This is a genomic window from Streptomyces sp. NPDC035033 (assembly GCF_040636735.1).
Taxonomy (GTDB): Bacteria; Actinomycetota; Actinomycetes; order Streptomycetales; family Streptomycetaceae; genus Streptomyces.
Genome location: NZ_JBEZUZ010000086.1, coordinates 1 through 26,249, shown reverse-complemented (window position 1 = coordinate 26,249; position 26,249 = coordinate 1). Strand labels below are relative to the sequence as shown.

At 75.0% G+C, this 26,249-nt stretch carries 26 protein-coding genes and 1 tRNA gene; 21 read left to right on the top strand and 6 right to left on the bottom strand.

What is annotated here, in order from left to right; translation table 11 throughout:
- Positions 1–61 precede the first annotated feature (61 nt).
- The 3 genes from dcm to AB0E83_RS27910 all read right to left on the bottom strand — a co-directional run bounded on the left by dcm (position 62) and on the right by AB0E83_RS27910 (position 2,503).
- Complete coding sequence (dcm, locus tag AB0E83_RS27920; RefSeq protein ID WP_362117584.1) at positions 62–1,033, bottom strand: DNA (cytosine-5-)-methyltransferase; 972 nt, start codon at positions 1,031–1,033, stop codon at positions 62–64.
- Complete coding sequence (locus AB0E83_RS27915) at positions 1,030–1,431, bottom strand: very short patch repair endonuclease (RefSeq protein ID WP_362117607.1); 402 nt, start codon at positions 1,429–1,431, stop codon at positions 1,030–1,032. Before AB0E83_RS27915 ends, dcm begins: the two co-directional genes overlap by 4 nt.
- Positions 1,432–1,501: 70 nt before the next feature.
- Complete coding sequence (locus AB0E83_RS27910) at positions 1,502–2,503, bottom strand: hypothetical protein (RefSeq protein WP_362117581.1); 1,002 nt, start codon at positions 2,501–2,503, stop codon at positions 1,502–1,504.
- A 63-nt stretch (positions 2,504–2,566) separates the two neighbouring features.
- On the opposite strand from AB0E83_RS27910, the gene AB0E83_RS27905 reads away from it, so the two are divergent.
- Positions 2,567–3,460 (top strand): class E sortase, encoded by an 894-nt coding sequence (locus AB0E83_RS27905; RefSeq protein WP_362117578.1) that lies wholly within the window; start codon positions 2,567–2,569, stop codon positions 3,458–3,460.
- Here the strand turns inward: AB0E83_RS27905 and AB0E83_RS27900 are convergent.
- On the bottom strand, positions 3,432–5,009 hold the full coding sequence (locus AB0E83_RS27900) for an MFS transporter (RefSeq protein WP_362117575.1): 1,578 nt from the start codon (positions 5,007–5,009) through the stop codon (positions 3,432–3,434). The two genes, AB0E83_RS27905 and AB0E83_RS27900, sit on opposite strands and share 29 nt — an antisense overlap.
- Before the next feature lie 222 nt (positions 5,010–5,231).
- Between AB0E83_RS27900 and AB0E83_RS27895 the strand changes: the two genes are divergently transcribed.
- From AB0E83_RS27895 to AB0E83_RS27880, 4 genes are all read left to right on the top strand, one after another.
- A complete protein-coding gene (locus AB0E83_RS27895) occupies positions 5,232–5,765 on the top strand; it encodes a helix-turn-helix domain-containing protein (RefSeq protein ID WP_362117572.1) in 534 nt (177 codons plus the stop codon).
- A 93-nt stretch (positions 5,766–5,858) separates the two neighbouring features.
- Complete coding sequence (locus AB0E83_RS27890; RefSeq protein ID WP_362117569.1) at positions 5,859–6,173, top strand: DUF6412 domain-containing protein; 315 nt, start codon at positions 5,859–5,861, stop codon at positions 6,171–6,173.
- Between the two features lie 237 nt (positions 6,174–6,410).
- On the top strand, positions 6,411–7,076 hold the full coding sequence (gene yidC / locus AB0E83_RS27885; protein WP_362117604.1) for a membrane protein insertase YidC: 666 nt from the start codon (positions 6,411–6,413) through the stop codon (positions 7,074–7,076).
- Between the two features lie 104 nt (positions 7,077–7,180).
- On the top strand, positions 7,181–8,050 hold the full coding sequence (locus AB0E83_RS27880) for a fumarylacetoacetate hydrolase family protein (RefSeq protein ID WP_362117566.1): 870 nt from the start codon (positions 7,181–7,183) through the stop codon (positions 8,048–8,050).
- A 175-nt stretch (positions 8,051–8,225) separates the two neighbouring features.
- Here the strand turns inward: AB0E83_RS27880 and AB0E83_RS27875 are convergent, their stop codons facing one another.
- Complete coding sequence (locus tag AB0E83_RS27875) at positions 8,226–9,338, bottom strand: Gfo/Idh/MocA family oxidoreductase (protein ID WP_362117563.1); 1,113 nt, start codon at positions 9,336–9,338, stop codon at positions 8,226–8,228.
- A gap of 56 nt (positions 9,339–9,394) precedes the next feature.
- Between AB0E83_RS27875 and AB0E83_RS27870 the strand changes: the two genes are divergently transcribed.
- From AB0E83_RS27870 to AB0E83_RS27805, 14 genes are all read left to right on the top strand, one after another.
- Positions 9,395–10,681: an ROK family transcriptional regulator gene (locus tag AB0E83_RS27870; protein ID WP_362117561.1), complete on the top strand. Its 1,287-nt coding sequence runs from the start codon at positions 9,395–9,397 to the stop codon at positions 10,679–10,681.
- Positions 10,682–10,882: 201 nt separating this feature from the next.
- Entirely contained in the window at positions 10,883–11,818 is a 936-nt protein-coding gene (locus tag AB0E83_RS27865) for a hypothetical protein (RefSeq protein ID WP_362117558.1), read from the top strand.
- A gap of 142 nt (positions 11,819–11,960) precedes the next feature.
- A complete protein-coding gene (locus tag AB0E83_RS27860) occupies positions 11,961–12,728 on the top strand; it encodes a GntR family transcriptional regulator (protein WP_362117555.1) in 768 nt (255 codons plus the stop codon).
- A 135-nt stretch (positions 12,729–12,863) separates the two neighbouring features.
- The gene (locus tag AB0E83_RS27855) at positions 12,864–13,985 is read left to right on the top strand and encodes a TIGR03364 family FAD-dependent oxidoreductase (protein WP_362117552.1); all 1,122 of its coding nucleotides are present in this window, start codon (positions 12,864–12,866) and stop codon (positions 13,983–13,985) included.
- Between the two features lie 5 nt (positions 13,986–13,990).
- Positions 13,991–14,674: a phosphonatase-like hydrolase gene (locus AB0E83_RS27850; protein WP_362117602.1), complete on the top strand. Its 684-nt coding sequence runs from the start codon at positions 13,991–13,993 to the stop codon at positions 14,672–14,674.
- Positions 14,671–15,723, top strand: a complete 1,053-nt coding sequence (locus AB0E83_RS27845) for an ABC transporter ATP-binding protein (RefSeq protein ID WP_362117549.1) — start codon at positions 14,671–14,673, stop codon at positions 15,721–15,723. The genes AB0E83_RS27850 and AB0E83_RS27845 overlap by 4 nt, the downstream gene beginning before the upstream one ends.
- On the top strand, positions 15,716–16,576 hold the full coding sequence (locus AB0E83_RS27840) for a 2-aminoethylphosphonate ABC transporter permease subunit (protein WP_362117546.1): 861 nt from the start codon (positions 15,716–15,718) through the stop codon (positions 16,574–16,576). Before AB0E83_RS27845 ends, AB0E83_RS27840 begins: the two co-directional genes overlap by 8 nt.
- Positions 16,563–17,360: an ABC transporter permease subunit gene (locus AB0E83_RS27835; protein WP_362117543.1), complete on the top strand. Its 798-nt coding sequence runs from the start codon at positions 16,563–16,565 to the stop codon at positions 17,358–17,360. Before AB0E83_RS27840 ends, AB0E83_RS27835 begins: the two co-directional genes overlap by 14 nt.
- A gap of 28 nt (positions 17,361–17,388) precedes the next feature.
- The gene (locus tag AB0E83_RS27830; RefSeq protein ID WP_362117540.1) at positions 17,389–18,447 is read left to right on the top strand and encodes a 2-aminoethylphosphonate ABC transporter substrate-binding protein; all 1,059 of its coding nucleotides are present in this window, start codon (positions 17,389–17,391) and stop codon (positions 18,445–18,447) included.
- Positions 18,448–18,580: 133 nt separating this feature from the next.
- Positions 18,581–20,116, top strand: a complete 1,536-nt coding sequence (locus AB0E83_RS27825) for an alkaline phosphatase family protein (protein ID WP_362117599.1) — start codon at positions 18,581–18,583, stop codon at positions 20,114–20,116.
- Positions 20,117–20,196: 80 nt separating this feature from the next.
- Positions 20,197–20,976 carry an HAD-IIA family hydrolase gene (locus tag AB0E83_RS27820; RefSeq protein WP_362117537.1) on the top strand — a complete coding sequence of 260 codons (780 nt, stop codon included), beginning with the start codon at positions 20,197–20,199 and terminating at the stop codon, positions 20,974–20,976.
- 74 nt (positions 20,977–21,050) lie between these two features.
- Positions 21,051–21,623, top strand: a complete 573-nt coding sequence (locus tag AB0E83_RS27815) for a hypothetical protein (RefSeq protein ID WP_362117534.1) — start codon at positions 21,051–21,053, stop codon at positions 21,621–21,623.
- 2 nt (positions 21,624–21,625) lie between these two features.
- A complete protein-coding gene (locus AB0E83_RS27810) occupies positions 21,626–22,273 on the top strand; it encodes a class F sortase (protein ID WP_362117531.1) in 648 nt (215 codons plus the stop codon).
- Positions 22,274–22,400: 127 nt separating this feature from the next.
- A complete protein-coding gene (locus AB0E83_RS27805; RefSeq protein WP_362117528.1) occupies positions 22,401–23,477 on the top strand; it encodes a glycoside hydrolase family 6 protein in 1,077 nt (358 codons plus the stop codon).
- Between the two features lie 56 nt (positions 23,478–23,533).
- On the opposite strand, the gene AB0E83_RS27800 is transcribed toward AB0E83_RS27805, so the two are convergent.
- Positions 23,534–23,607 (bottom strand) — tRNA-Lys (locus tag AB0E83_RS27800).
- A gap of 183 nt (positions 23,608–23,790) precedes the next feature.
- On the opposite strand from AB0E83_RS27800, the gene AB0E83_RS27795 reads away from it, so the two are divergent.
- Both AB0E83_RS27795 and AB0E83_RS27790 read left to right on the top strand, forming a co-directional pair.
- Positions 23,791–25,182 (top strand): peptidoglycan-binding protein, encoded by a 1,392-nt coding sequence (locus AB0E83_RS27795; RefSeq protein ID WP_362117525.1) that lies wholly within the window; start codon positions 23,791–23,793, stop codon positions 25,180–25,182.
- A 10-nt stretch (positions 25,183–25,192) separates the two neighbouring features.
- Positions 25,193–25,996 (top strand): hypothetical protein, encoded by an 804-nt coding sequence (locus AB0E83_RS27790; RefSeq protein WP_362117522.1) that lies wholly within the window; start codon positions 25,193–25,195, stop codon positions 25,994–25,996.
- Positions 25,997–26,249: the final 253 nt, after the last annotated feature.

Here is a 26,249-nt window from a genome sequence, read left to right as displayed (position 1 = left end):
GGGGCAGTGTAGCCGGCCGGGCAAGGTCGCCCTCCCGGCCGAAGGCGGTCGCTGTCGGCGTTCAGGAGCGGAGTGCCCGGGCGACGGCTCGGCCGATGGCCTCGCCGACAGGCGGTGGGGAGGCATGACCGATCTGTCGGTAACGGGCCGTTTTCCTGCCGGTGATCTCCCAGTTCTCGGGGAAGCCCTGGAGCAGGGCCGCCTGATCCACGGTGATCTTCACCAGGCCCTCTCTGCCTGCCTCCGGAGCCCAGACGAAATCGGCACCCGGGATCTCGTCGCCCAGCGAGTGAGCGTTCACCCCCAGCTTCTCCCATTTCCGCTTGGACCCGGTCGGCCCGAGATCCGCGCCACCGCGGTTCTTCGAACCGCCCACCAGGGTGGGGGCCACGGTGATCGCCTGGGCCGCCCAGCGGTCGGCGTCCTTCCAGCCGCGTGAACGCATGGACGGCGCGAGTGCCTCGCCGACGGACACGTGGTCCGTCACGGTCGGGGACGGCGGCCGGAACGCCTTGAACCACTGTTTCTTGATCGCCACGAGGACCCCTTGCCCACGGTCCTGCGGCACGCCGAAGTCGGCGGCGTTGAGAAGGAGCCAGTCGAACTCGTAACCGAGGTGTTCGAGCTCCGCGCGGGCGAATTCGTGGAAGTCGCGGAAACCGTCCGGGTCGACCAGGGTCGGCACGTTCTCGACGACCAGCGCCCGAGGCCGTACCGCGTGGGCGAGGTAGATCGCGGCCCTCAGCAGCTTCTCCTCCTCGCTCGAACCGGCCCGGGCGGCAGTGGCGCTGGACTTCACCCGCGGCAGTCCCGCGGACAGCAGATCCACGTCGTAGCTCTCCGGATGCTCGCCGGGGTCGAGTTCCAGAAGGTCCGCCTGCAGAACGTTCCAGTGTGGCCGATTGGTCCGAAGGGTCCGACACGCGTCCAGGTCCTCGTCGAGCAGCAGGGTCGGTTCGAAGCCGGCCTGTTCCAGTCCCAGGGCGAGACCGCCCGCTCCCGCGCAGACGTCGACGAACGTGAGTCGGCTCACAGGTTTCCTCTCCTCGTCCTCGACGCCCTGCGGCGCTCGACCGCCGCGGTGATGCGCAGGGCCACCTCCCCCGGTGCCTCGTGCTCCCAGAAGCGGAGCACCTCCCAGCCGGCGGCGGTGAGGTGTTCGGTCGTCTCCCGGTCGCGGGCCATGTTGCGGTCGAGCTTCGTGCGCCACCACTCCGCGTTCGCCTTCGGGTGCGTGGCGTGCACGGGGCAGCCGTGCCAGAAGCAGCCGTCGATCAGGACGGCCACCTTCACCGAGGTGAAGGCCACGTCGATCCGGCGACGGGGCATGCCGGGGACGGGGTACTCGACGCGATAGCGCAGACCCGCCGCGTGGAGGAGGCGACGGACCGCGAGTTCGGCGGCCGTGTCCTTGCTGGCCTGCCGGCTCATGCGGGCCGAGACGCCTGGGGAGGAAGGGAGGGCTTCGGACACACAGGCATTCTGCCGGAGGGCGGAGGGGTCAGTCCGCGCCGTGGCACTTTTCGTACGGGAGGTTCGCGGTGCACCAGCACTGTTCTGTGGGGAGGGGGGGCCAGGGGAGGGCGCGGGCTCGGGCGGCGAGGGTGGTGGCGTACTGGGGGAGGAGGGCCGCCTGGGAGGGGTGGGTGGCTTCGGAGGCGGCGAAGGCCTCGTAGGAGGGGACGGTGGCGCGGACGATGCCGAGGTTGGGGGTGCCGGCCGCGGACAGTTCCCGGAGGGAGGCTTCGATGTCCGTCAGGTGGGCGCGGTAGGTGGGGTACTCCGTTTCGAGTTCCGGGTAGGCCGCGAGGAGTTCCGTCAGTTCTCGTTCCGGCCAGTGGAGGACCGCCACCGGGAAGGGGCGGGAGAGGGCCGTGCGGTAGGTGCCCAGTTCGGAGCGGAGGCGGGCGATCTCGGCCTGGAGTTCGGCGGGGTCCGAGGAGCCGAGGGACCAGAGGCGCTTCGGGTCGTGGAGTTCGTCCAGGGGGATCTTGCCCTGGTGGAGGCGGTCCGCCCGGGTGTCCCAGTCGTCGTGCGGGCGGGCCAGCATGCGGCGGACGCGGTGGCGGGTGGTGAGGAGGGAGCGGGTGGGGTGGGGGAGCTCCGCGTCACCGGGGGGCGCCAGGAGGGCCGCCGCCTCCGTGAGGGTCTCCTCCGCCGCTTCCAGCTCGTCGTGGGCCTCCAGGGTCTCCGCCGCGATCTCCCAGGGGGGTGCCTCCGTCGGGCGGGAGCGGCGGACGCCGTCGATGATGGCGCGCGCTTCGGCCTCGTGGCCGTACTCCCACAGGTTGGCCGCCTTGAGGGCGCGGATCAGGTGCGGGGCGGCGGGGGTGCCGGACAGGAGGTCGTCGTAGAGGGCCGTCGCGCCGGGGCGGTCGCCCGCCAGTTCCAGGTGGGCGGCGGCCTGGAGCGTCAGCGGTTCCCGGTCTCCGGGGTACTGCGCGGCGGTGCGCAGGAGACGCTCGGCTTCGGCGGTGTGGGCGGCGGGAGAGTCAGGGCGCATGCCGTTCACCGTACTGCCGTACGGCCCTGGAGAGTTGGCGCCGCAGCGCTTATCGTGCCGGGCGTGCGGGACAGGGGACGCGAGAGGGTGCCGGTCGTCGTCCAGGCGCGCTCGGGGCGCCGTGGGCTCGTCCGCGCGCTCCGGCTCGCCGCCGAGACCGTCGTCACCTGCGGCGTTCTCATCCTGCTGCTGGTCGTCCACCAGCTGTGGTGGACCAACCAGCAGGCCCGCGCCGAGGCCGGCGAGCAGGTGCGGGTGCTGGAGCGGGAGTGGGACATCTCTCCTCCCGGCGGGCCGTCCTCCTCCGGCGGTTCCTCTCCTCCAGTGGGTTCCTCTCCTTCCGGTGGTTCCTCTTCCTCCGGCGGTTCTTCTCCTTCCGGTGGTTCTTCCTCCTCCGCTGGGTCCTCCCCCGGTGGTTCCTCCCCCTCCGGCGGGTCCTCCCCTTCCGGTGGAGGGGCCGGGGGCGGCGGGTCTTCCGGCGGGGGCCCTTCCGCCGGGAAGACCGCCGCGTCCTCCTCCGGCGAGACCTTCGCCGTGCTCCGCATCCCCCGCATCGGGCTCACCGTGCCCGTCGCCCGGGGGATCTCCAAGCACGGGGTGCTCGACAAGGGGTACGTGGGGCACTACCCCGGCACCGCCGCGCCCGGGCGGGCCGGGAACGTGGCGCTCGCCGGGCACCGGAACACGCACGGCGAGCCGTTCCGGTACGTGAACCGGCTGCGCAAGGGCGACGAGATCACGCTGCGGACGAGGGAGGGGACGTACACCTACCGGGTCGACCAGATCCTGCCGGTGACCTCGCCGCGCGACACCGGCGTCATCCAGCCCGTGCCCCGGTCGGTCGTCAAGCCCTCGTACGGGTACTCCAAGGCCGGTTCCTACCTCACCCTCACCACCTGCACGCCCGAGTTCACCTCCCGTTACCGGCTCATCGTCTGGGCGACCCTGCGGCGGTGAGGCCGGCGCCCGCCAGGGCCAGCACCGCGCCGGCCACCAGGGGCGCGTCCGGGCCCGCCGCCGACAGGGCGAGCATCAGCGCCACGCCGGCCGCCGAACCGATGTAGCGGGCCGTGTTGTTCGCGCCGGAGCCCATCGCCGCCCGCTCCGGTGGTACGGAGTCGACGGCGAGCCGGGGCAGCGCCGCGTTCAGCAGGCCGCTGCCCGCGCCCGCCACCACCAGGCCGGCGATCAGGCGCGGCCAGGGGAGGGCGGGGGAGTCGAGGGTGCCGAGGAGGGCGAGGACGCCCGCCGCCGACAGGACGAAGCCGAGGGCCAGTTGGTACGGGGCGGAGAGCCGGGCCGCGAGCCGGCGGGCCTGCAGCGCCACCACGAACGACGTGCCCGACCAGAGGACGAAGAGCCAGGCCGCCGCCAGGGGCGACATCCCCGTCCCGCGCTGGAGCAGCGCCGGGACCACGCTGAACAGGCCGATCACCGCGAGGCCCGTGAACAGCGCCCCCGCCGTCGACACCCGGAACGCGGGCTTCCGCAGCAGGCCCAGGTCGATCACCGGGTTTCCGCCCCGCCTGCCCGCCCGGCGCTCGACCAGGAGGAACAGGGCCGTGAACGCCGCCGACGCCAGGAGCAGCACGCCGATCACCGGGCGCAGCCAGCCGTCCCGGCCCAGCGTCAGGGCGGTGAGCAGGGCCGCCAGCGCGAGCGTCAGGGTCGCCGCGCCCGCCAGGTCGGGGCGGCCGCCCGGGGGCCGTTCGGGCGCGGGGTCTCCGCCCCCGGGCCGTTCGCCCCTGGGGTGTTCGATCGCGGGCCGTTCGCCTGCGGGGTGGTCCCTTCCGGGCCGTTCGCCTGCGGGGTGGTCCCTTCCGGGCCGCTCGGCACCGGATCGTTCGGTCGCGGGCCGCTCGGTCCCGGGGCGTTCGGCTCCGGCCCCTTCGGCTCCGGCCGCCTCCGCCGGGGCCGCGAGGGTGCGGGCCCCCACCGCCGCCGTCGCCAGGGCCGCCGCGCCCAGGACCGCGTAGGCCAGCCGCCAGTCCGTCAGGCTGAGCGCGCCCGCCAGGAGCGGGCCGAGGGCGATCCCGCCGCTCACCGAGGCGCCCCAGACGCCGGTGGCCCGGATCCGGTCCCGGCCCGAGGGGTACGCGACGGCCAGCAGGCCCAGGCTGCCGGCGAGGACCGCCGCGCTCGCCGCGCCCTGCGCGATCCGCGCCGCCGTGAAGAGTGCCGTCGTGCCCGCGAACGCGCCGAGCACCGTCGTCACGCCCAGGGCCAGGGTGCCGAGCAGGAAGACCCTGCGCCGGCCGTGCGCGTCGGCCAGCGCGCCCGCCACCAGGAGCAGCGCGGCGAGGCCGAGCGGGGTGCCGTTGAGCAGCCACGCCTGGGCCGAGGACGGGGTGCCGAAGGCGTCCGCCATCGCGGGGAGGGTGACCATCGGCGCCGTGTAGTTCATCAGGGCGAGGGCGGTGGCGACGGCGGTCACGGTGAGGGTGCGGGGAGAGGCGCGGCCGGGGGCGGGGGTGATGTTCCGGGGGCGGGAGGGGGCTGTGCGCACGGGGGTCTCCGTCCGGTCGCCTGCGGGTTCAAGGGGCTACGGGTTCAAGGGGCTACGGGTTCGTGGGCTGCGAGTTCGGTGGTCCTACGGCTTCGATGACCGGGGGCTCGGGCCCTGCGGCTCCGGTGGCCGCCGCTTCAGCACCCGCTGGTTCATTGATTGAACCCGTACCCTACCCTCCTTGGTTCGTTCAATGAACCCCCTTTCGGTACGCTGGTGGGCATGGCCCTCGGCAAGGACTACGCCCAGCAGCAGTGCTCCGTCGCCCGCGCCCTCGAAGTCGTCGGCGAGCGCTGGACCCTCCTCGTCGTGCGCGACGCCTTCTACGGCGTCCGCCGCTACAGCGACTTCCTCACCCGCCTCGGCGCCCCCCGCGCCGTCCTCGCCGCCCGCCTCCAGGCCCTCGTCGACGCCGGTGTCCTCGACCGGCGCCGCTACCAGGACTCCCCGCCGCGCGACGAGTACGTCCTCACCGACCGCGGCGTCGCCCTCTGGCCCGTGCTGTGGGCCCTCGGCGCCTGGGGGAGGGACGAGATCCCCGGCACCGTCCCCATGCGCCACTTCCACCACGCCGACTGCGGCACCGAACTCGGGCCGCGCGGCGACTGCCCCGCCTGTCGCGTCCCCGTCGCGCCCGCCGACGTCGAGATGCGGCCCGGCGCCGGGCTCGACCCCGACCCCGCCGACCCCGTCTCCCGCGCCCTCCTCCGGCCCCGCCGGCTCCTCGTCCCGCTGGACCCGTCGGCGATCCCGTGAGGGTGGGAACTCCGCCGCACTCCTGTTCGTCGTTCCCGGTGGACGGTGAGTGGACGGTGAGTGGACGGTGAAGTACGGGGAACGGGGGGCGTGATGAGCGGGAGTCGGGTCCTGCGCCGCGTCGCGCCCCTCGCCGCCCTCCTGACCGTGCTCCTCGCGCTCGCGGTCCCGCTCGCCGGGTCGCTCCTCTCGGACGCCTCCGTCGGCGCGGCCGTCGCCGTCGCCGCCGCCACCGTCGTCCGCGCCCTCGTCGGCGCCCGTACGGCTCCGGCCGTGCCGCCCACCCTGATACGCACCGCGCTGCGCGACCGGGCCCGCCGTACGGCCTTCCTCCCGCAGCGCGACCCCGACGCCGCCGGCCGCTGCCGGCCCCGGGCCCCCGGCCGTCCCCTCCCGACGGCCGCGTAGGAGTCCTCCCACCGCGAAGGACGCCTTCGCGCGGTCCGTCATGCCGAGACACCCCATCCCCGGCACGACGAACCCCGGAGGGTTCCCTTGTCCCTGCCCGACCACCAGCTTCTCCCCCTGCCCGACTCCCTCCCCCTGCCGCTCTCCCAGCCCCTCCCCCTCTCCCAGCCCCTCTCCTTCTCCCTCCTCCCCTCCTCCCTCCTCGACGCGTTCTCCGCGCTCGTCGAGCGGCTCGCCCTGCTCCTCCAGCCCCTCGCCGCCGGCGCCTCGACGGCCGCCGCCGTCGTCCTCCTCACCGTCCTCGTCCGGCTCGCCGTCCACCCCCTCTCCCGCGCCGCCGTCCGAGGGCAGGAGGCCCGCGTCCGGCTCGCGCCCCGGGTCGCCGCGCTGCGCGAGAAGCACCGGCACGACCCGGAGCGCCTCCAGCGGGCGGTCATGGGGCTGTACGCCGAGGAGAAGGTCTCGCCGTTCGCCGGGATCCTGCCGGGTCTGCTCCAGGCGCCCGCGTTCCTCCTCCTGTACTCCCTCTTCTCCTCCGGCGACCGGATGGCCGGGCACGACCTCCTCGCCGCCCCGCTGGACGGGCGCTGGACCGAAGCCGTCGCCGACGGCGGGCCCTACGGGCCGGCCGGACTGGTCTACCTGGCGCTCTTCGCGGTGGCCGCCGTCGCCGCGTACCAGTACCGGCGGGCCCGGCGGGAGGCGGCGCGGACGCCGGCCGACGGCGCCCCCGCGGCGCTCGGCAGGGTCCTGCCGCTGCTCTCCTTCGGCACCGTCGTGACCATCGCCTTCGTCCCGCTCGCCGTCGCGCTCTACCTCGTCACCAGCACCACCTGGGCCGTCGCCGAGCGCTCCCTACTCACGCGTAAGGGTCCGCAGGCTGAACGGGGTCTTGCGGGGTGAACGGGAGTCTTGGAGGATCGGACGATCCTCCGATGGCCGCACTCCATCGGCCGGGGCACCGAAGGGCCTCCCCCCGGGCCCACCTCGACCACAGGGAGAAGACCATGAAGCTGCTGCGCGTCGGCCCGCCGGGCGCCGAGCGTCCCGCCCTCCTCGACGGGGACGGGACCCTCCGCGACCTGTCCTCCTTCACCGACGACATCGACGGCGGTCTGCTCGCCGACACCGCCACGCTCGACCGGATCCGCGCCGCCGCGGAGGCCGGCGTGCTCCCCGCGTACGGCGGTTCGGGCGACGCCACCGGGCTGCGGGTCGGCCCGCCGGTCGGCCGGATCGGCAAGGTCGTGTGCATCGGGCTGAACTACCACGGTCACGCGGCCGAGACCGGCCAGGCCACCCCGGCCGAGCCGGTCGTCTTCCTCAAGGCCGCCGACACCGTCGTCGGCCCGGACGACACCGTCCTCGTGCCGCGCGGCTCGGTGAAGACGGACTGGGAGGTCGAGCTGGCGATCGTCATCGGCCGGACCGCCCGCTACCTGGAGACCGACGAGGAGGCCCTGGCGCACGTCGCCGGGTACGCGCTCGCGCACGACGTCTCGGAGCGCGAGTTCCAGATCGAGCGCGGCGGCACCTGGGACAAGGGCAAGAACTGCGAGACCTTCAACCCGCTCGGGCCCTGGCTGGTGACCGCCGACGAGGTGCCCGACCCGCAGGACCTCACCCTGCGGCTGTGGGTCAACGGCGAGCTGAAGCAGGAGGGCCACACCTCCGACCAGATCTTCCCGGTCGCCGAGGTCGTCCGGTACGTGAGCCGGTTCATGACCCTCTACCCCGGCGACATCATCAACACCGGCACGCCCGCCGGCGTCGCCATGGGGCAGCCGGAGCCCAAGCCGTACCTCCGCCCCGGCGACGTCGTCGAGCTGGAGATCGAGGGGCTGGGCCGCCAGCGCCAGGAGCTGAAGAGCGCCTGACCGGTCCGAAGGCCGGTCCGGGGACCGGTCCGGGGCCGGTCCGAGGCCGGTCCGAACCGGGGACCTGACCGGCCCGGTCCGGACGCCGGCACCGGAACCGGCGCCGGAACCGGCGAGGTCGTCATGGGCGTGACGGCGGTCGGGCTCGCCCTCGGCGGCGGCGTCCTCGTCGCCGTCAGCCGGCGCCGCCGGCCGGGCGGGGCAGCCTGACCGTGACGCCCTCGCGGGCCGAGCGCCGGGCCGCCTCCAGGACGTCCAGGGCGTCCGCCGCCTCGAGCGCGGTGACCGGGTTCGGACCGGTGCCGCGCAGGGCGGCGGCGACGGCCGCGTAGTACGCCGGGTAGTCCCCCGGCACCGACTCGACCGGGGTCCCGCCGCCGGTCAGCGGGGACTCCCCGGCCCCGATCCGGCCCCACAGCGCCTCGGGCTCCACGCCCCAGGCCGTGCCGGGGCCGGGCCGCAGCCCCTCGCGCAGCGCCGCCTCCTGCGGATCGAGGCCGTACGTCACGAAGCCGGCGCGCTGCCCGAGCACCCGGAAACGGGGGCCGAGCTGGGCGGCGGTGGAGCTCACGTACAGGTGGGAGCGGACGCCGTTCGCGTGGGTGACGGCCACGAAGGTGTCGTCGTCGGCCTCCGCGCCCGGCCGGCGGACGTCCGACTCGGCGTAGACGGAGACGGCGGGGCCGAAGAGGACCAGCGCCTGGTCGACGACGTGGCTGCCGAGGTCGTAGAGGAGGCCGCCGATCTCCTCCGGGGCGCCGGACTCGCGCCAGCCGCCCTTCGGACGCGGCCGCCACCGCTCGAAGCGGGACTCGAAGCGCTGGACCTCGCCCAGCTCGCCCTCGTCCAGGAGGCGGCGGAGGGTGAGGAAGTCGCTGTCCCAGCGCCGGTTCTGGAAGACGGAGAGCAGCAGCCCCCGCTCCTCGGCGAGCTCCGCGAGGCCGCGGGCCTCGGCGGCGGTCGCGGCGAGCGGCTTGTCGACGACGACGGGCAGGCCGGCCCGCAGGGCGGCCCCGGCGATCGGCACGTGGGTCTTGTTCGGGGAGGCGACGACGACGAGGTCGAGCCCGGGGCCCCCGTCCGCCCAGAGCTCCTCCGGGCGGGCGAGCACCTCGACGCCGGGGTGGGCGGCCCGTGCCTCGGCGGCGCGCTCGGGGCTGCCGGTGGTGACGGCGGCGAGCGTCAGGTCGGGGGAGGCGGCGATCAGCGGGGCGTGGAAGACGGAGCCCGCGAGGCCGTAGCCGACGAGGCCGACGCGGAGGGGGCGGGAGGTGGTCGTGGGCGTCATGGCCGCCACTTAAGCAACGCTGTTGCCGAAGTGCAAGCAGGGGGGAGAATGGGCCGGTGACGGTGATACGGAGGGACCCCGGCGGCGGAGCCAATCTGGCGGCGCTGCGCGGCCACAACGCGGCGCTCGTGCTCGGCCTGCTGCGCACGGCGGGCGCGGCGGGCATCAGCCGTCTCGAACTGGCCGAGCGCACCGGTCTCACCCCGCAGGCCGTCAGCAAGATCACCGCCCGGCTGCGCGCCGAGGGCCTGGCCGCCGAGGCCGGCCACCGCGCCTCGACCGGCGGCAAGCCGCGTACGGTGCTGCGGCTGGTCCCCACCGCCGCGCACGCCGTCGGCGCCCACCTCGACCGGGACGGCCTGACCCTCGTCCTCGCCGACCTCACCGGCACCCCGGTGGCCCTCCGCCACCGCCCCCTGACCCTGGCCGAGGGCCCGGAGCCCGCCCTGACGGTCCTGACGGAGGAGGTACGGGCGCTGCTGACCGGCGCCGGCATCGGCGCGGGCACGGACACGGGCGCCGACAACGGCACCGGCACGGGCACGGGTACCGACGCGGGCGCCGACACCGGCACCGACGCGGGCGGCGGCGGCGCCGGCACCGGCGCGGTGCTCGGGATCGGGGTGGCCATGCCGGGGCCGCTGGACCACGCGCGCGGGGTGCCGGGGCGGGTGACGGGGGCGCCGGTGTGGGACGGGTACGCGGTGCGGGACGTGCTGGAGGCGCGGCTCGGCCTGCCCGTCACGCTCGACAAGGACACCAACGCCGCCGCCCTCGGGCTCGCCCTCCGCCCCGGCGCGCCCCGCTCCTTCGCCTACGTCCACCTCGGTACGGGGCTCGGCGCCGGGCTCGTCGTCGGCGGCGTCCCGCTGCGCGGCGCGCGGACCGGGGCCGGCGAGCTGGGCCACCAGACCGTCCAGCTCGACGGGGAGCCGTGCGTCTGCGGCGCGCGCGGCTGCCTGGAGGCGCTGTGCCTCGCGGCGGTGGCCCGCGGCGACCTGCCCGGGGCCGCGCGGGTTCTCGGCACCGGCGCGGCCAACCTCGTCCGGCTCCTCGACATCGACCGGGTGCTGCTCGGCGGCCGGGTCGTCCTGGGCGCGCCCGGGCTCTTCGCGGACGGGGTGGCCGGCGTGCTCGCCGGCCTGCGGCTCCCGACGCCCGTCGAGGTCGCGGCCGACCCGCACGCGGTGGCCGTCGGCGCGGCCCACCTCGCCCTGGCGCCGGTCTTCGGCCAGGACCTCGACCGGGACCTCGACCGGGCCTTCGACCGAGGCTTCGACCGAGGCTTCGGCCAGGAGGCGGCGCGGGGCCGTCGGCCCGGGCAGGCCCGCCGGCCCGAGTAGATCCGCCGGTCCAGGCAGGTCCGCCGGTCCAGGCAGGTCCGTCGGCACGGGGCCGTTCGTCGGATCGTCGGACCATACGCTGATCGGGCGGATTCGCGGGCCGGTCGGGGCCCCGGACGGTGTCGCCGCCCGTTCCGGGCCGGTCCGTGTGGCAGCGTCGCGGGCGAGCCGTACGTCCGCGAGCAGCAAAGGCATCCGCACATGGCACCCGCACCCCGGCCCCTGCGCAGCGCCCCCGCCCTCGCCGCCGCGTCCGCCGCCCTCGCCCTCACCCTGCCCGCCGCCGCCCCGGCCCCGGCGGCTCCCGCGGCCCCGGAACCCGCCCCCGCCCCCGTCTGCGGCAGCGCCTCCGGCGCGGACTTCCCGCTCGCCACCCGGATCCAGGACGGGCCCGCCGACTACCCCGCCGGAGGGGAGTTCCGGTCCTGGGAGCTGGAGCTGCGCAACACCACCGGCAGCCCCTGCGCCGGGGTGCACCCGGTGCTCGTCCTCGCCGACGAGGAGCGGGTCCTGAGGCCCGAGCAGATCCGGCTGGAGTTCTACGACGCGCGGGCCGCGCGCTGGCGGCCGGTCGCCTTCGAGGCGACGGAGGAGGCCGAGAGCGTCGGCGCCTTCACCGGCTTCGACGGCTTCGCCGTCCCCGCCCGGCGGACCGTCACCGTCCCCGTCCGGCTGGCCTTCCGGGCGGACGCCGTCCCCGAGGAGGTCGTCGTCAACGCCGCGCTCGTCCAGCGCCGGGGCGCCGACGGCGACTGGGTCGGCCGCTCCGACGACTACCGCCTCACGATCGGCCCGCCCGTCCCCGCCGCCCCGTCCCGGCCCGCCGCTTCCCCCTCGGCCCCCGCCGACCCGCCGGACGGGCCGGCGCGCCCCACCCCGGCGCCCGACGGCTCGGCGCCGCCCACCGCCGACCGGGACCCCGGCGGCTCGGCCCGTCCCGATCCGCTCCCCGATTCCCCTCCGGACTCCCTCCCCGCCCTCCGCCCGCGCCCCGAACCCGCCCACCCGCGCCCCGAACTCGCCCACACGGGACCGGAGGACGCCGCCCCCCTGGCCCCCTGGGCGGCGGCCCTCGCCCTCACCGGAGCCCTCCTCACCCGCGCCGCCCGCCACCTGACGCGCCGTCCCCGCCCCTGACCCCGTACGGCCCGCCGCCTGACGCGCCGCCCCCCTCCCTGACCCCGTACGGCCCGCCGCCTGACGCGCCGCCCCCTTCCCTGAACCCGCGGGTCACCCTCCGTACACCCTCCCGTTCACCCCCGTCTGCGACGATCCCCGGATGAACCAGCACCACGCCCCGAGCGCCCCCGGCGCCCCCGTCCGCTCCGGCGTCCCCGAGCACGGCCGGGTGCCCAAGTACTACGCGGTGAAGGCGCGACTCGCCGTCCTCGTCGACGAGTTGGGGGAGGGCGGGGTGCTGCCTCCCGAGCGCGACCTCGCCGTCCGGTACGAGGTGTCCCGCGAGACCGTCCGGCAGGCCCTGCGCGAACTCCTCCTGGAGGGCAGGCTGCGCCGGCGGGGGAGGGGCACGGTCGTCGCCGGGCCCAAGCTCGAACAGCCGCTCTCGCTCGCCAGTTACACCGAGGGCGTCCGCCGCCAGGGCCGCCGTCCCGGCCGCAGCATCGTCTCCCTCGACCGCTTCTCCTGCCCCGCCGCGCTCGCCCCCGAGGTCGGCGTGGAGCCCGGCGCGCCCGTCTGGCACATGGAGCGGGTGCTGCTCGCCGACGACGAGCGGGTCGGCCTGGAGAGCACGTACGTCTCCGAGGCCCGGGTCCCGCGCCTGGACACCGACTTCGACCCGGACTCCTCCTTCTACGGCTACCTCCGCGACCGGCTCGGCATCTCCTTCGGCGACGCCGACGAGCGGATCGAGACGGTGCTCGCCACACCGCGCGAGGCCCTGCTCATCGGCACCCCGCCCGCCCTGCCGATGCTGCTGCTGCACCGCGTCTCCCGCGACGAGGAGGGCCGGCCGCTGGAGCGGGTCCGCACCCTCTACCGGGGCGACCGCTTCAGCTTCACCACCCACCTCGGCCGCCAGGACTGACCGGGAACGCCCCGATACCGCCACCTTCGAACATCACGGGAAGGTAACGGGTCTAGTCCAGGTTTGTCGGGCCGTTCACCGTCCCGTCGCCCACCCGACCGGCCCGGGTCACCCGCCGCCCCGACCGTGGACGGCATGAAGGTGATCGTCGTAGGAGCCGGCGTGGTGGGCACCATGCACGCCTGGCAGGCAGTGGAACGCGGCCACGAGGTCGTGCACATCGAGCGCGAGGCCGAGGCGCGCGGAGCCTCCCTGAGGAACTTCGGCCAGATCTGGGTCAGCGGGCGCGCGGGCGGCGAGGAGCTCGACACCGCCCTGCGGGCCCGCGAGCTCTGGGAGGACATCGGCTCCCGCGTCCCCCGTCTCGGCTTCCGGGCGAACGGCTCCCTGACCCCCGTCCGGGGCGCGCTGGAGCTCGCCGTCGCCGAGGCGGCCGTCACCCGCGACGACGCCGCCGCCCGCGGCTACAAGCTGCTCACCCCCGAGGAGGCACGGGCGGTCAACCCGGCCCTGCGCGGCGCCTTCGACGCCGCCCTGTGGTGCGAGCGGGACGCCGCCGTCGAGCCGCGCACCGCGCAGCTCGCCCTCCGCGAGGCGCTCCTCGCGACCGGCCGCTACACCTTCCTCCCGAACCGCGAGGTCCGCGAGGTCGTCGGCGAGCACGCCGTCCGCGACGACCACGGCGACCTGCACAGCGGCGACGCCGTCGTCCTGTGCACCGGCGCCTGGCTCTCCGGCCTGGTCCGCGAGGTCGCCGGACCGATCCCCGTCCGCCGGGTCCGCCTCCAGATGATGCAGACCGCGCCGCTCGGCGAGCCGCTGACCACCTCCGTCGCCGACGCGGACTCCTTCCGCTACTACCCGGCCTACAAGTCGGGGGCTCTGGAAGCCCTCAACGCAGGCCAGGCGCAGGACCCGACCGCCGCCGCCCACAAGATGCAGCTGCTCATGGTGCAGCGTCTCGACGGCGGGCTGACCATCGGCGACACCCACGAGTACGAGCACCCCTTCGCCTTCGACACCGTCGAGGACCCCTACGAGCACCTGGTCCGCGTCGTCGAGTCCCTCCTCGGCCGCCCGCTGCCGGCGATCCGCCGCCGCTGGGCCGGCGTGTACGCGCAGTGCGTGGACACCACCCGGGTCGTGCACCGGCAGCGGGTGCGGGACGGGGTCTGGCTCGTGACCGGACCCGGCGGCCGGGGCATGACGTGCTCGCCCGCCATCGCCGAGACGACCGCGAACGAACTGGGCTGGTGAAGCAGATGACCGACAAGCAGCAGAACCTGATCGTCCTCGACATGGCGGGCACCACCGTCGCCGACGACGGCCTCGTCGAGCGGGCCTTCACGGCCGCCGCCGAACGCCTCGGCGAGGACCCGGCCACGATGATCGACCACGTCCGCGCCACCATGGGCGAGTCCAAGATCTCCGTCTTCCGGCACCTGCTCGGCGGCGACGAGGACCGCGCCCGGCAGGCCAACCTCGCCTTCGAGGAGGCGTACGGCGCGCTGGTCTCCGAGGGCCTGATCGCCCCCGTCCCCGGCGCCGCCGAGACCATCGGCGCGCTCCGCGAGCAGGGCCGCACCGTCGTCCTCACCACCGGCTTCGCCCGCGTCACCCAGGACGCCATCCTCGACGCGCTCGGCTGGCGGGACCTCGCCGACCTCACGCTCTGCCCGGCCGACGCCGGCGGCCGGGGCCGCCCGTACCCGGACATGGTCCTCACCGCGTTCCTCCGCACCGGCGCCGTCGCCGACGTCCGGCAGACGGTCGTCGCGGGCGACACCTCGTACGACATGCTCAGCGGCGTCCGGGCCGGCGCCGGGATCGTCGCCGGCGTCCTCACCGGCGCCCACGACAAGGCCGCGCTCACCGCGCACGGCGCCACCCACGTCCTCGGCTCCGTCGCCGGACTCCCGGACGCGATACGGGAGTACGAGTCGTGACCAGCGGCATCCGCTTCGACGGCGTCTCCGTCGCGTACGGCGCCACCACGGTCCTCGACGGGCTCACCCTCACCGTCGAGCCCGGCGAGGTGATGGCCCTCCTCGGGCCGTCCGGCTCCGGCAAGACCACCGCCCTGCGCGCGGTCGCCGGCTTCGTCCGGCCCTCCGCGGGGCGGGTGTGGATCGGCGACCGGGACGTCACCGACCTCCCGCCGTACCAGCGGGGCATCGGCATGGTCGTCCAGCAGTACGCCCTCTTCCCGCACCTGCGCGTCGACGAGAACGTGGCCTTCGGGCTGAAGGCGCGCAAGCACCCCAAGGCCGAGATCCCCGCCCGGGTCGCCGAGGCCCTGGAGATGACCGGGATGGGCGCCTACGCCAAGCGCCACCCGCGCGAGCTCTCCGGCGGCCAGCAGCAGCGCGTCGCCATCGCCCGCGCCCTCGCCATCCGCCCCGACGTCCTGCTGCTCGACGAGCCGCTCTCCGCGCTCGACGCGCAGCTCCGCTCCGGGATGCTCGCCGAGCTGGCCCGGCTCCACCGCGAACTCCCCGACGTCTCCGTCCTGTACGTCACCCACGACCAGGTCGAGGCGCTGACCCTCGCCGACCGGATCGCCGTCATGGACAAGGCCCGGCTCCAGGACTGCGGCACCCCGCAGGAGCTGTACCGGCGGCCCCGCACCGAGTTCACCGCCTCCTTCGTCGGCAACGCCAACCTGCTGCCGGTGCGGGTCGGCGCCGACGGCGTCGACTTCGCCGGCACCGCCCTGAAGGTCCCCGTCGACGGCGCGGCCCCCGGCGCCGCCGCCACCCTCTGCGTCCGCCCCCACCTCGTCGGCCTCGGCGAGGGCCCCAACGCCCTGCGCGGCCGGATCGCCGAGGTCCAGTGGCGCGGCGCCACCCACCGCCTGTACGTCGACGTCGACGGGCACCGGGTCAAGGCGGACGTGCGGGAGCTGCGGGACACGCCGCCGCTGGGCCAGGAGATCACCCTGCACTTCGCGCCCGAGGACGCGGTGCTGCTCGCGGCAGGGGTGAACGGTGGCTAGCGCCCGGGTCGCCGCGCCGCCCGTCGTCGCGGCGGGCCGCCCGGCCCGGAGCCGTACCGTCCCCGCCTGGGTGTGGGCGCTGCCGCCCGTCGCCGTCCTCGGGCTCGTCTTCCTCTACCCGCTGGGGCTCGTCGTCCAGGAGTCGCTGGCGCCCGGCGCGTACGCCGACGTGTTCGCCTCCGCGTCGTTCCGGGACGCGCTGGTCACCACCGTGTGGCTGGCGGTCGGCGCCACCGTCGGCTGTCTCCTCCTCGGCTTCGTCCTCGCGCTGATCGTCGCGTTCGTGCCCTTCCCCGGTGCGAAGGCGGTCTCCCGCTTCATCGACGTCTTCCTCTCCTTCCCCTCCTTCCTCATCACGCTCGCCCTGCTCTTCGTGTACGGCACGGTCGGCATGGCCAACGGCCTGTGGACCGGCGTGACCGGCGCCGCCGAGGGGCCCTTCCACTTCCTCACCACGCCGTGGGGCGTGCTCCTCGCCGAGATCACGTACTTCACGCCGTTCGTGATGCGCCCGCTGCTCGCCGCCTTCTCCCAGCTGGACACCGCCCAGCTGGAGGTGGCGTCCTCGCTCGGCGCCCGGCCCGCGCGGATCGTGCGGAAGGTGATCCTCCCGGAGGCGCTGCCCGCGCTCGCGGCCGGCGGCAGCCTCGTCCTCGTCATGTGCCTCAACGAGTTCGGGATCGTGCTCTTCACCGGCGCCAAGGGCGTCACGACCCTCCCGATGCTCGTCTACTCCAAGGCCATCCTCGAATCCGACTACGCCGCCGCCTGCGTGGTCGCCGTCGTCAACGTCGCGATCTCCGTCGGCCTCTACGCCGTCTACCGGGTGGTGAGCAAGCGTGCTGGTGCATAGCCGTACCGGACGGTGGGCGTCCTGGCTGGTCTTCGCGGTCCTCTTCGTGCCGCTCTTCGCCGTCCCGCTCCTCGTCATCGCCGCCGCGTCCTTCTCCACCCACTGGTCCGGCGCCTTCCCCTCCGGCCCGACGGCCGAGCACTACGCGGCGGCCGTCCGCGGCGAGTCGCTGCGGGCCCTGACGACCAGCCTCGTCACCGCCGCCGCCGCGAGCCTCCTCGCGCTCACCCTCGGCACCTGGGCCGCGCTCGCCGCCGCGTCCCTGCGCGGCCGGGGCCGACGGGTCCTCGACGCGCTGTTCGTGCTGCCGCTCGCCGTGCCGTCGGTGGTCGTCGGCCTCGCCGTCCTGGTGGCCTTCTCCCGGCCGCCGCTGCTCCTCAACGGCACCCGCTGGATCGTGATCCTCGCCCACACGGTGCTGGTCACGGCCTTCGCCCACCAGTCGGTCTCGGCGGCCATCCGCCGCCTCGACCCGATGTACGAGCAGGCGGCGGCCGGACTCGGCGCCCGCCCCGCGTACGTCCTGTTCCGGGTCAAGCTGCCGCTGCTGCTGCCCTCGCTGAGCGCCGCCGCCGGGCTCTGCTTCGCCCTGTCCATGGGGGAGCTGAGCGCCACGATGATGCTCTACCCGCCGGACTGGATGCCGCTGCCGGTGCTGGTCTTCACCGCCACCGACCGCGGGTCCCTGTTCACCGGATCGGCGCTGGCCGTGGTCCTCATGGCCACGACCCTGCTGGTCCTGCTCGCCGTCTCCCGCATCCGCAACCGAGCGTCCTACCGCTGACCCCGCACGCCAGGAGAAGAACGACGTCATGCTGACGCACGCCAAGCCGGTCGCCGCCGTCGCCGGAACCCTCGCCCTCGCCGCCTCCCTCACCGCCTGCGGCGGCTCCTCCGCCGCCTCCGACGAGAAGGTCGTCACCGTCTACAGCGCCGACGGCCTCAAGGGCGAGAAGGGCGACGGCTGGTACGACAAGGTCTTCGCCGACTTCGAGAAGGAGACCGGCATCAAGGTGAAGTACGTGGAGGGCGGCTCCGGGGAGATGGTCCAGCGGGCCCTCCGCGAGAAGTCCAACACGCAGGCCGACGTGATCGTCACCCTCCCGCCCTTCATCCAGCAGGCCGGCTCCAAGGGCCTCCTCCAGAAGTACACGCCGAAGGGCGCCGACCAGGTCGACGGCGCCGACAAGGCCGCCGACGGCTCCTGGACCTCCGTCGTCAACAACTACTTCGGCTTCATCCACAACAAGAAGGAGCTGCCCGAGGCCCCCGGCACCTGGGAGGCCCTGCTCGACGGGAAGTTCAAGGACAGGCTCCAGTACTCCACCCCCGGCGTCGCCGGCGACGGCACCGCCGTCCTCATCAAGGCCATGCACGACTTCGGCGGCCAGGCGCCCGCCATGGAGTACCTGAAGAAGCTCCAGGCCAACAACGTCGGCCCGTCCTCCTCCACCTCCAAGCTCGCCCCCAAGGTCGACAAGGGCGAACTCCTCGTCGCCAACGGCGACGTGCAGATGAACTTCGCCCAGGCCAAGTCCATGCCGAACCTCGCCATCTGGTTCCCGGCCAAGGAGGGCGGCAAGCCCACCACCTTCGCGCTGCCCTACGCGGCCGGCCTGGTCGATAAGGCCCCGCACACCGAGAACGGCAAGAAGCTCCTCGACTTCATGCTGAGCGAGGGCGCGCAGCGCGAGGTCAGCGCCGTCGGCGGCGGCTTCCCGGCCCGCAAGGACATCAAGGCCACCGACGCCAACGCGATCGAGCTCGCCCGGCTGATCGAGGGCGTCGAGATCTTCGAGCCGGACTGGGCCGACATCGACAAGAACCTGTCGTCCTACGTCGACGCGTGGAAGTCCGCGACCGGAAGCTGAGAGTTCACCGCACGTCCCCTCGACCCCCTCCGCGGATAGCGGAAAGATAACGGGTACGGACCAACGCCCCTGAGAAATCAGGGGCGTTGGTGTGCGTATCCACCGCTTCCCCCCTCTCGTGGAGGACACCGACATGCCGCTCCCCGGCATCTCCCGCCGCACCGTGCTCGCCGCCGGCGCCGCCGGCACCGCCCTCGCCGCCACCGGCCTCGCGACCGCCCCCGCCGCCCACGCGGCGGCCCCGACGCTGCCGAACGGCACCAGCCTCGACAAGGTCCTCGTCGTCGGCATGGACGGCCTGCGGTACGACCGGATCGACGCCGCCAAGGCCCCCACCCTCAAGTCCCTGATGGCGAACGGCACCTACGGCCGCTCCCTGCTCTACGCCAACCCCATGGCCGCGACCTCCTCGGGCCCCGGCTGGTCGACGATCTCCACCGGCGTCTGGCCCGACAAGCACGGCGTGAAGGACAACACCTTCACCGGCAAGAACTACGCCAAGTACCCCGGCTTCCTGGCCCGCCTGCACCAGGTCCGCCCCCAGCTCTCCCTCTTCGCCGCCGTCGACTGGCCCGAGCTCGACACCCACGGCACCGTCACCCCCGGCGCGGACGCCAAGCTCGTCTACAACAACAACTACGTCGTCAACGACAAGGTGATCACCGACCTCACCGAGTCCGTCCTGCGCGACCAGAACCCGGACGTCCTCTTCGTCTACTTCGGCGAGACCGACGAGATCGGCCACACCTACGGCGCCGCCAGCCAGAAGTACCTCGACGCCATCGACGTCCAGGACGCCTACCTCGGCCGCCTCCTCGCCGCGATCCAGGCCCGCCCCACGTACGCCTCCGAGCGGTGGACCGTCATCGTCACCACCGACCACGGCCACACCGACGCCGGCGGCCACGGCGGCTCCGCCGTCGAGGAGCGCCGCACCTTCGTCCTCGCCCAGGGCCCCGGCATCGCCGCCGGCGCCCGCCCCATCGACACCCGGCTCGTCGACGTCGCCGCCACCGTCTTCCACCAGCTCGGCATCGTCCCCGACCCGTCCTGGGGCCTCGACGGCAAGCCGATCCAGCAGCGCTCCACCGACCCGTTCGACACCCTGTACGGCTCGCTGGGCGGCCGGGTCGACGAGACCGGCATCCCCACCGGCGTCCTCGGCTTCACCCACACCCCGCCCAGCGGCTGGTCCGTCATCAACAGCGCGATGGGCACCGGCGGCGTGACCGAGTGGCGCGGCTGGTCCTTCGCCACCGACGAGTTCTGGTCCCGCGCCCAGCGCGACCAGTCCCGCGAGCTCAACGTCCGCGCCCGCGGCGTCTTCGCCGTCGCCGACTCCGACGAGTGGGCGGACAAGTCCTTCTCCGGCGCGTACGACACCACCCTGGTCACCCCGGCGTACGCGGTCGCCGGCGCCGCCCGCGTCACCCTCGGCTTCACCACCTTCTACCGCCAGGAGGGCGCCCAGAAGGCCGAGGTCCTCGTCTCCTTCAACGGCGGCACCCCCACCCTCGTCAAGAGCTACACGTCCGACGTGATCTCCCAGCCGCAGGCGCTCACCGTCGCCGTCCCCGCCGGCGCGTCGAACGTCAGCTTCCGCTTCCGTTACACCGGTTCCAACAACTGGTACTGGACGATCGACGGGGTCACCGTCACGCCTTCCTGACCTAGGCTGGGGGCGTCGCCACAGCGCTGTCGCGTCGCCCCCAGCACACGCACGTCACGTACGGCAGGAGTCCCGCACCCATGGCAGAGCGCAAGCCGATCGAATCCTGGCTCACCGACATGGACGGCGTCCTCATCCACGAGGGCGTCCCGATCCCCGGCGCCGACGCGTTCATCAGGAAGCTGCGGGAGACCGGGAAGCCGTTCCTGGTCCTCACCAACAACTCGATCTACACCGCCCGCGACCTGCACGCCCGCCTCCTCCGCATGGGCCTCGACGTGCCCGTGGAGAACATCTGGACCTCGGCGCTCGCCACCGCGAAGTTCCTCGACGACCAGCGCCCCGGCGGCACCGCGTACGTCATCGGCGAGGCCGGCCTCACCACCGCCCTGCACGACATCGGCTACGTCCTCACCGACCACGACCCGGACTACGTCGTCCTCGGCGAGACCCGCACGTACTCCTTCGAGGCCATGACCAAGGCCGTCCGCCTCATCAACGCCGGCGCCCGCTTCATCTGCACCAACCCGGACGAGACCGGCCCCTCCCTGGAGGGCCCGCTCCCCGCCACCGGCTCCGTCGCCGCCCTCATCACCAAGGCCACCGGCAAGGAGCCCTACTTCGCGGGCAAGCCCAACCCGCTGATGATGCGCACCGGCCTCAACGCGATCGGCGCCCATTCCGAGACCAGCGCGATGATCGGCGACCGCATGGACACCGACATCCTGGCCGGCCTGGAGGCGGGCATGCAGACCTTCCTCGTCCTCACCGGCCTCACCACGGAGGCGGAGATCGACCGCTTCCCGTACCGCCCCTCGAAGATCGTGAAGTCGATCGCGGACCTCGTCGACCGCGTGTAGCCCGCACGGAGCGTGACCCCTGCGGATGCGGAAAGCGCCGGAACGGGTGACCCTGCCAGTACCAGGAGGTCACCATGCGTTCAGGTCCCATCGCTCTCCGTGCCGCGGGGGCGGCCGTGGCTCTGGTGCTCGCGCCCGCCGCCGGCACCGCCCTCGCCCACGACGGCGTCCAGGTCACCGCCACCCCGGCCACCGCCGCCCCCGGAGCCGACGTCGACGTCCGCGTCCAGGGCTGCGGAGGCACCACCGGCGCCGCCAAGTCCCCCGCCTTCGTCGCGGACGCCGAGCTCACCGGCCGCGACGGCGGCTCCCCCCTCTTCGGCGGCGCCACCGTCCGCACGGGCCTGGAGGACGGCACGTACAAGGTCTCCGTCACCTGCGACGGCCACGACCACCCCGACGTCGGCACGGTCACCGTCACGCGCCACCAGGAGCCCGCCCACCGCCAGGCCCCGGCCCCGGTCGCGCCGGTCCGCGCGGGCGGCGGCGGCACCGCGGCCTTCGCGGCCCCCGTCGCGCCCGGCGTCGCCCAGACGGCGAGCGAGGACGGCCTCGGCACCCCGTACACCCTGCTCGGCCTCGGCATGGCGGGCGTCGCCGCCGTGGCGGTCGCCTTCCGCAGCTCCCGCCGCCGCCGCGCGGAATAGGGGTGGCCGCGTCGAGCCGCCCGGTCACCGGAGTGGCCTGGGCGGTCCTGCTCCTCGGGCTCTGGCTCTGGGGCCAGGACACCGTCCGGGGACCCGGCGGCAGCTCGGCCCCGACGCACGGCGACATCGCGGCGGTCGGCCGCCCGCCGGCCGTGGACCTGCCGCCGTCCCGCCCGCCGATATCCGGCGCGGCGGAACCCCGCCGCGTCCAGATCCCCGCCCTCGGCATCGACGCCCCCGTCGTCCCCCGGGGCCTCGACGCCACCGGGGCGGTGGACCCGCCGCCGTACGAGACGCCGCAGACCGTCGGCTGGTACGGCCCCGGCACCACGCCCGGCGCGGCCGGGCCCGCCCTCCTCGTCGGCCACGTCGACACCCGGACCCGCCCGGCCGTCTTCTACGGCCTCAGCGCCGCCCGCCCCGGCGAGACCGTCCGGGTCGTCCGCGCGGACGGGGCCGTCGCCGTCTTCACGGTGGACGACGTCCGCGTCGTCCCGCGCGACCGCTTCGACGCCCGCGCGGTCTACGGCCCCCGCGACCCGGCCCGCGCCGAACTCCGCCTCATCACCTGCGGCGGCACCTTCGACCGCGCGACGGGCACGTACACGGCGAACGTCGTCGTCTCGGCGTACCTGACGGCGGCGGAATAGACCGGAGGCGGCGGGCGGGGCCGGGAGGTTCCCGTGCCGCGCGGGGCCGTGTCTCGCACGGCCCGGAGCGCCGCCGTGCCACGATGGGCACGCCTTCGCCGTCCCCGCACGCGCCCGAGGGGCCCGCATGCCCGCACGCCCGCCCGCGTCCCCGCCCCCGTCCGCCCCCGAGGCCGCCCGCCCGGGGGCCCGGAGAGGGGCGCGCCTCCTCGCCCCGGTCCTCGCGCTCGCCGCCGTCGCCGTCGCGGGCTGCGGCGTCCCGGGCGGAGGGGGCGGTACGGGGGCCGACGCGGAACCGGGCGCGCCCGGCCCCTCCCCGGCGGCGGCCGAGGCACCCTACTGGGTGAATCCGGACGGAAAGGCCGCGCGGGCGGTCGCCGCCCACCGCGCGGCGGGCCGGACCGCCGAGGCCGAGCTGCTGAGCCGGATCTCCACCCGCCCGGTCGCGGAGTGGATCGGCCCCGACCGTCCCGAGGCGGAGGCGCGGGCGCTCACCGAGGCGGCGGCGAAGGCCGGACGGGCCTCGCTCCTCGTCCTCTACGACATCCCGCACCGCGACTGCGGGCAGCACTCGGCCGGCGGCGCGCCGGACGGAGCGGCGTACCTCGCCCGGGTGGACGCGGTCGCCCGGGGGATCGGCGGGCGGCGGGCCACGGTGGTCCTGGAGCCGGACGCGGTGATGCACATGGTCGACGGCTGCACGCCCGAGCGGCACCACGACGAGCGGTACGCCCTGCTCAAGGCGGCCGTCGAGCGGCTGAAGCGGCAGCCCCTGGTCACCGTCCACCTGGACGCGGGCAACGCGGGCTGGTCCGCGCCGGAGAACCTGGCGGAACCGCTGCGGCGGGCCGGCATCGGGGCGGCGGACGGCTTCGCGGTGAACGTCTCGAACTTCCGGACGACCGAGGAGAGCGTGGCGTACGGGCGCCGGCTCTCCGCCCTGGTCGGCGGGAAGCCCTTCGTCGTCGACACCAGCCGGAACGGGAACGGTCCCTACACGGCGGGCGACCCGGCGGAGAACTGGTGCAACCCGCCGGGCCGGGCGCTCGGCGAGCCGCCGACCCCGCGCACCGGCGACCCGCTGGTCCGCGCCTACCTGTGGATCAAGCGGCCCGGCGAGTCGGACGGGGAGTGCCGGGGCGGCCCCCGGGCGGGGGAGTGGTTCGACGCCTACGCGCTGGAACTGGCCCGCAACGCACGGTAGTTGGGGCACGGTAAACAGGAAGGCCCCTCGCTCTCGCGAGGGGCCTTCCTGGTCGGTGCGCCGCCAGGGACTCGAACCCCGGACCCGCTGATTAAGAGTCAGCTGCTCTAACCAACTGAGCTAGCGGCGCCTGCTGACAGAGATAACTCTACCCGACGTCCAGGGGTGCTCCTGACCAACGGCGACCGTCTCCGGCCTGTCGGATGGTCGTATCAGGCCGTTGATCCGTCAAAATGCGATTTGTCCAGACAGTTGAGAAACTGGCGCCCGAAACGAGGCCCGAAAAGATCTTGACGAGTGTGGAGGGGATCGCATGAGCGTGCCGGTCTTCGAGGAATTCGAACCCGCGGCCGACTGCGGCTGCCCGGGCTGCGCCCGGCGGCGCCGCGACCTCGCGCTGGGCCTGCCGGTCCGTGCGGGCGGCCATCCGGCGGCGCACGGCGCCCGCCGTGCCCTGGTCCTGGTGACGGCGGCGGGCGCCGTCCTGGGCGGGGGAGGGGCGAGCGGCGCCGTCGCGGCCCCGGCCCCCACGACCCCGGTGCCGGTGATCCCGGCGATCCCGGTGCGCCCGCCCGTCCCGGCCGCGCCCGCCGACGCGGCCCAGGTGTCCGACACCCCGCAGGGGGGACCCGCCCCGCTGCACGGCCCGCCGGCCGCGCCGGCCGACGAGGCGCCCACCCCGGGCGCGGTCCCGACGACCAGTCAGATCTCCACGGAGTCGCTGCGCAGGACGACCCGCACGGAGATCATCAACCGGGCGAAGCGGTGGGTCGCCGCCCAGGTGCCGTACTCGATGGAGAAGTACTGGTCGGACGGGTACCGCCAGGACTGCTCGGGCTACATCTCGATGGCCTGGAACCTGCGCAGCAACGAGTGGACCGGCAGCCTCGACCGCTTCGCCGTCCGCATCGACCGCACCGAGCTCCAGCCCGGCGACATCCTGCTCTTCCACAACCCGGCCAACCCCACCCGCGGCTCGCACGTGACGATCTTCGGCGGCTGGACGGACTACACCCACACGGCGTACGTCGCGTACGAACAGACCAAGCCGCGCACGCGGAAGCAGGCCACACCGATGGCGTACTGGGAGAACTCCGCCCGGTACGTGGCCTACCGCTACAAGGGCCTGGCCGGCGGCGACACCGGCGCGGGCGGCGGTGCGACGGCGCCCACGGGCACCGCGTACCCGGGCGCGGCGTACTTCGGCCCCGGCGCGAACAACGCCCACGTGACGAAGCTCGGCCGGATGCTGGCCGAGCGCGGCGGCAAGCGGTTCTACAGCCAGGGGCCCGGCCCCCGGTGGGGCGAGGCCGACCGCAGGGCGACCCGGGCGTTCCAGCTCGCGCAGGGCTGGAAGGGCGCGGAGGCGGACGGCATGCCGGGCCCGCACACCTGGAGGCTCCTCGTCTCGGGCGGGGGGCGGGACATCGGCGGTTCGAGTGGTTCGAGCGGCCCGAGCGCAGATGCGAACGGGTTCCCCGGGCGTGGCTCCTTCCGTCCGGGCCAATCCAACGCATATGTGGAGAAGCTGGGCAAACAACTGGTGAAGCGGGGCTTCGGCAAGCACTACCTGTCGGGACCCGGTCCGCGCTGGACGGAGGCGGACCGCCGCAACGTCGAGGCGTTCCAGCGGGCACAGGGCTGGCGCGGCGCGGCGGCCGACGGCTACCCGGGCCCGGAGACCTGGCGGCGATTGTTCCGATGACCCCGAGAGCATGAGGTGGACCCCGAATGACGGCAGCACCCCCCAACGACTCCGGCGCGGCGGCCTCGCGCGACGCGGCCCGCACCGCCCGCCGCCTCACCGACGGCACCCTCCCCCGCCGCCCCCCGACCCCGACCCCGGCTTCGGCCCCGACGCCGGCTTCGGCCCCGGCTCCGGACCCGACCTCGGTTTCGGCCCCGGCCCCGGCTCCGACCTCGGTTTCGGCCCCGGCTCCGGTTCCGGCTGCGGCCCCGGCTCCGGTTTCGGCTGCGGCCCCGGCTCCGGTTTCGGCTGCGACCCCGGCTCCGGTTTCGGCTGCGGCTCCGGCTGCGGGCCCGACCCCGGCTCCGGCCCCGGCTGCGGCTCCGCTCTCGGCCCCGACCCCGGCTCCAGCCCCGGCTCCGGCTGCGGGCCCGGTTTCGGCTTCCGCCTCGGCTCAGGCTTCCGCTTCGGCTCCGGCCCCAGCCTCGGCTCCGGCTCCGGGCCTGGTTTCGGCTCCTGCCCCGGCCCCGGCTCCAGCCTCGGCCCCGGGCCCGGCTCCTGCCCCGGCCCCGAGCCCGACCCCCGCCTCGGCCCCGGCTTCGGCGCCAGCCCCGGCTCCGACCTCGACTGCGGCCCCGGGGCCGACCCCGACCCCGACCCCGACCCCGACCCCGGTCTCGGGCCCGGTTTCGGCTCCGGAAACCCCGACGCCCCTGGAACCCGCCACCCCGACACCCCCCGAGCCGCGCCCGGTTGGGTCGCGCCCGGCCGAGGCACGTCCGGCCGAGGCACGCCCGGCGGAGCCGCGCTCGGTCCAGGCACGGCCGGCTGAGGCCCGTCCGGCCGAGTCGGGCTCGGTGGGGTCGCGTCCGGCCGAGCCGCGCCCGGTCGAGGCGCCGTCGGCCGAGCCGCGTACGACCGAGGCGCGCCCGACCGAGGCACGCCCGGCCGAGCCGCGCTCCGTGGCGGCGTCCGCGGTGGGCGGCGTCCCGGCTCGCGTCTCCGCGGGGACGGGTGAGGCCCCGGCGGCGGGGGCGCCGCGTGGTGCCGCGCCCCTCGGGGCGGACGCCGCGCCCCGTTCGCGG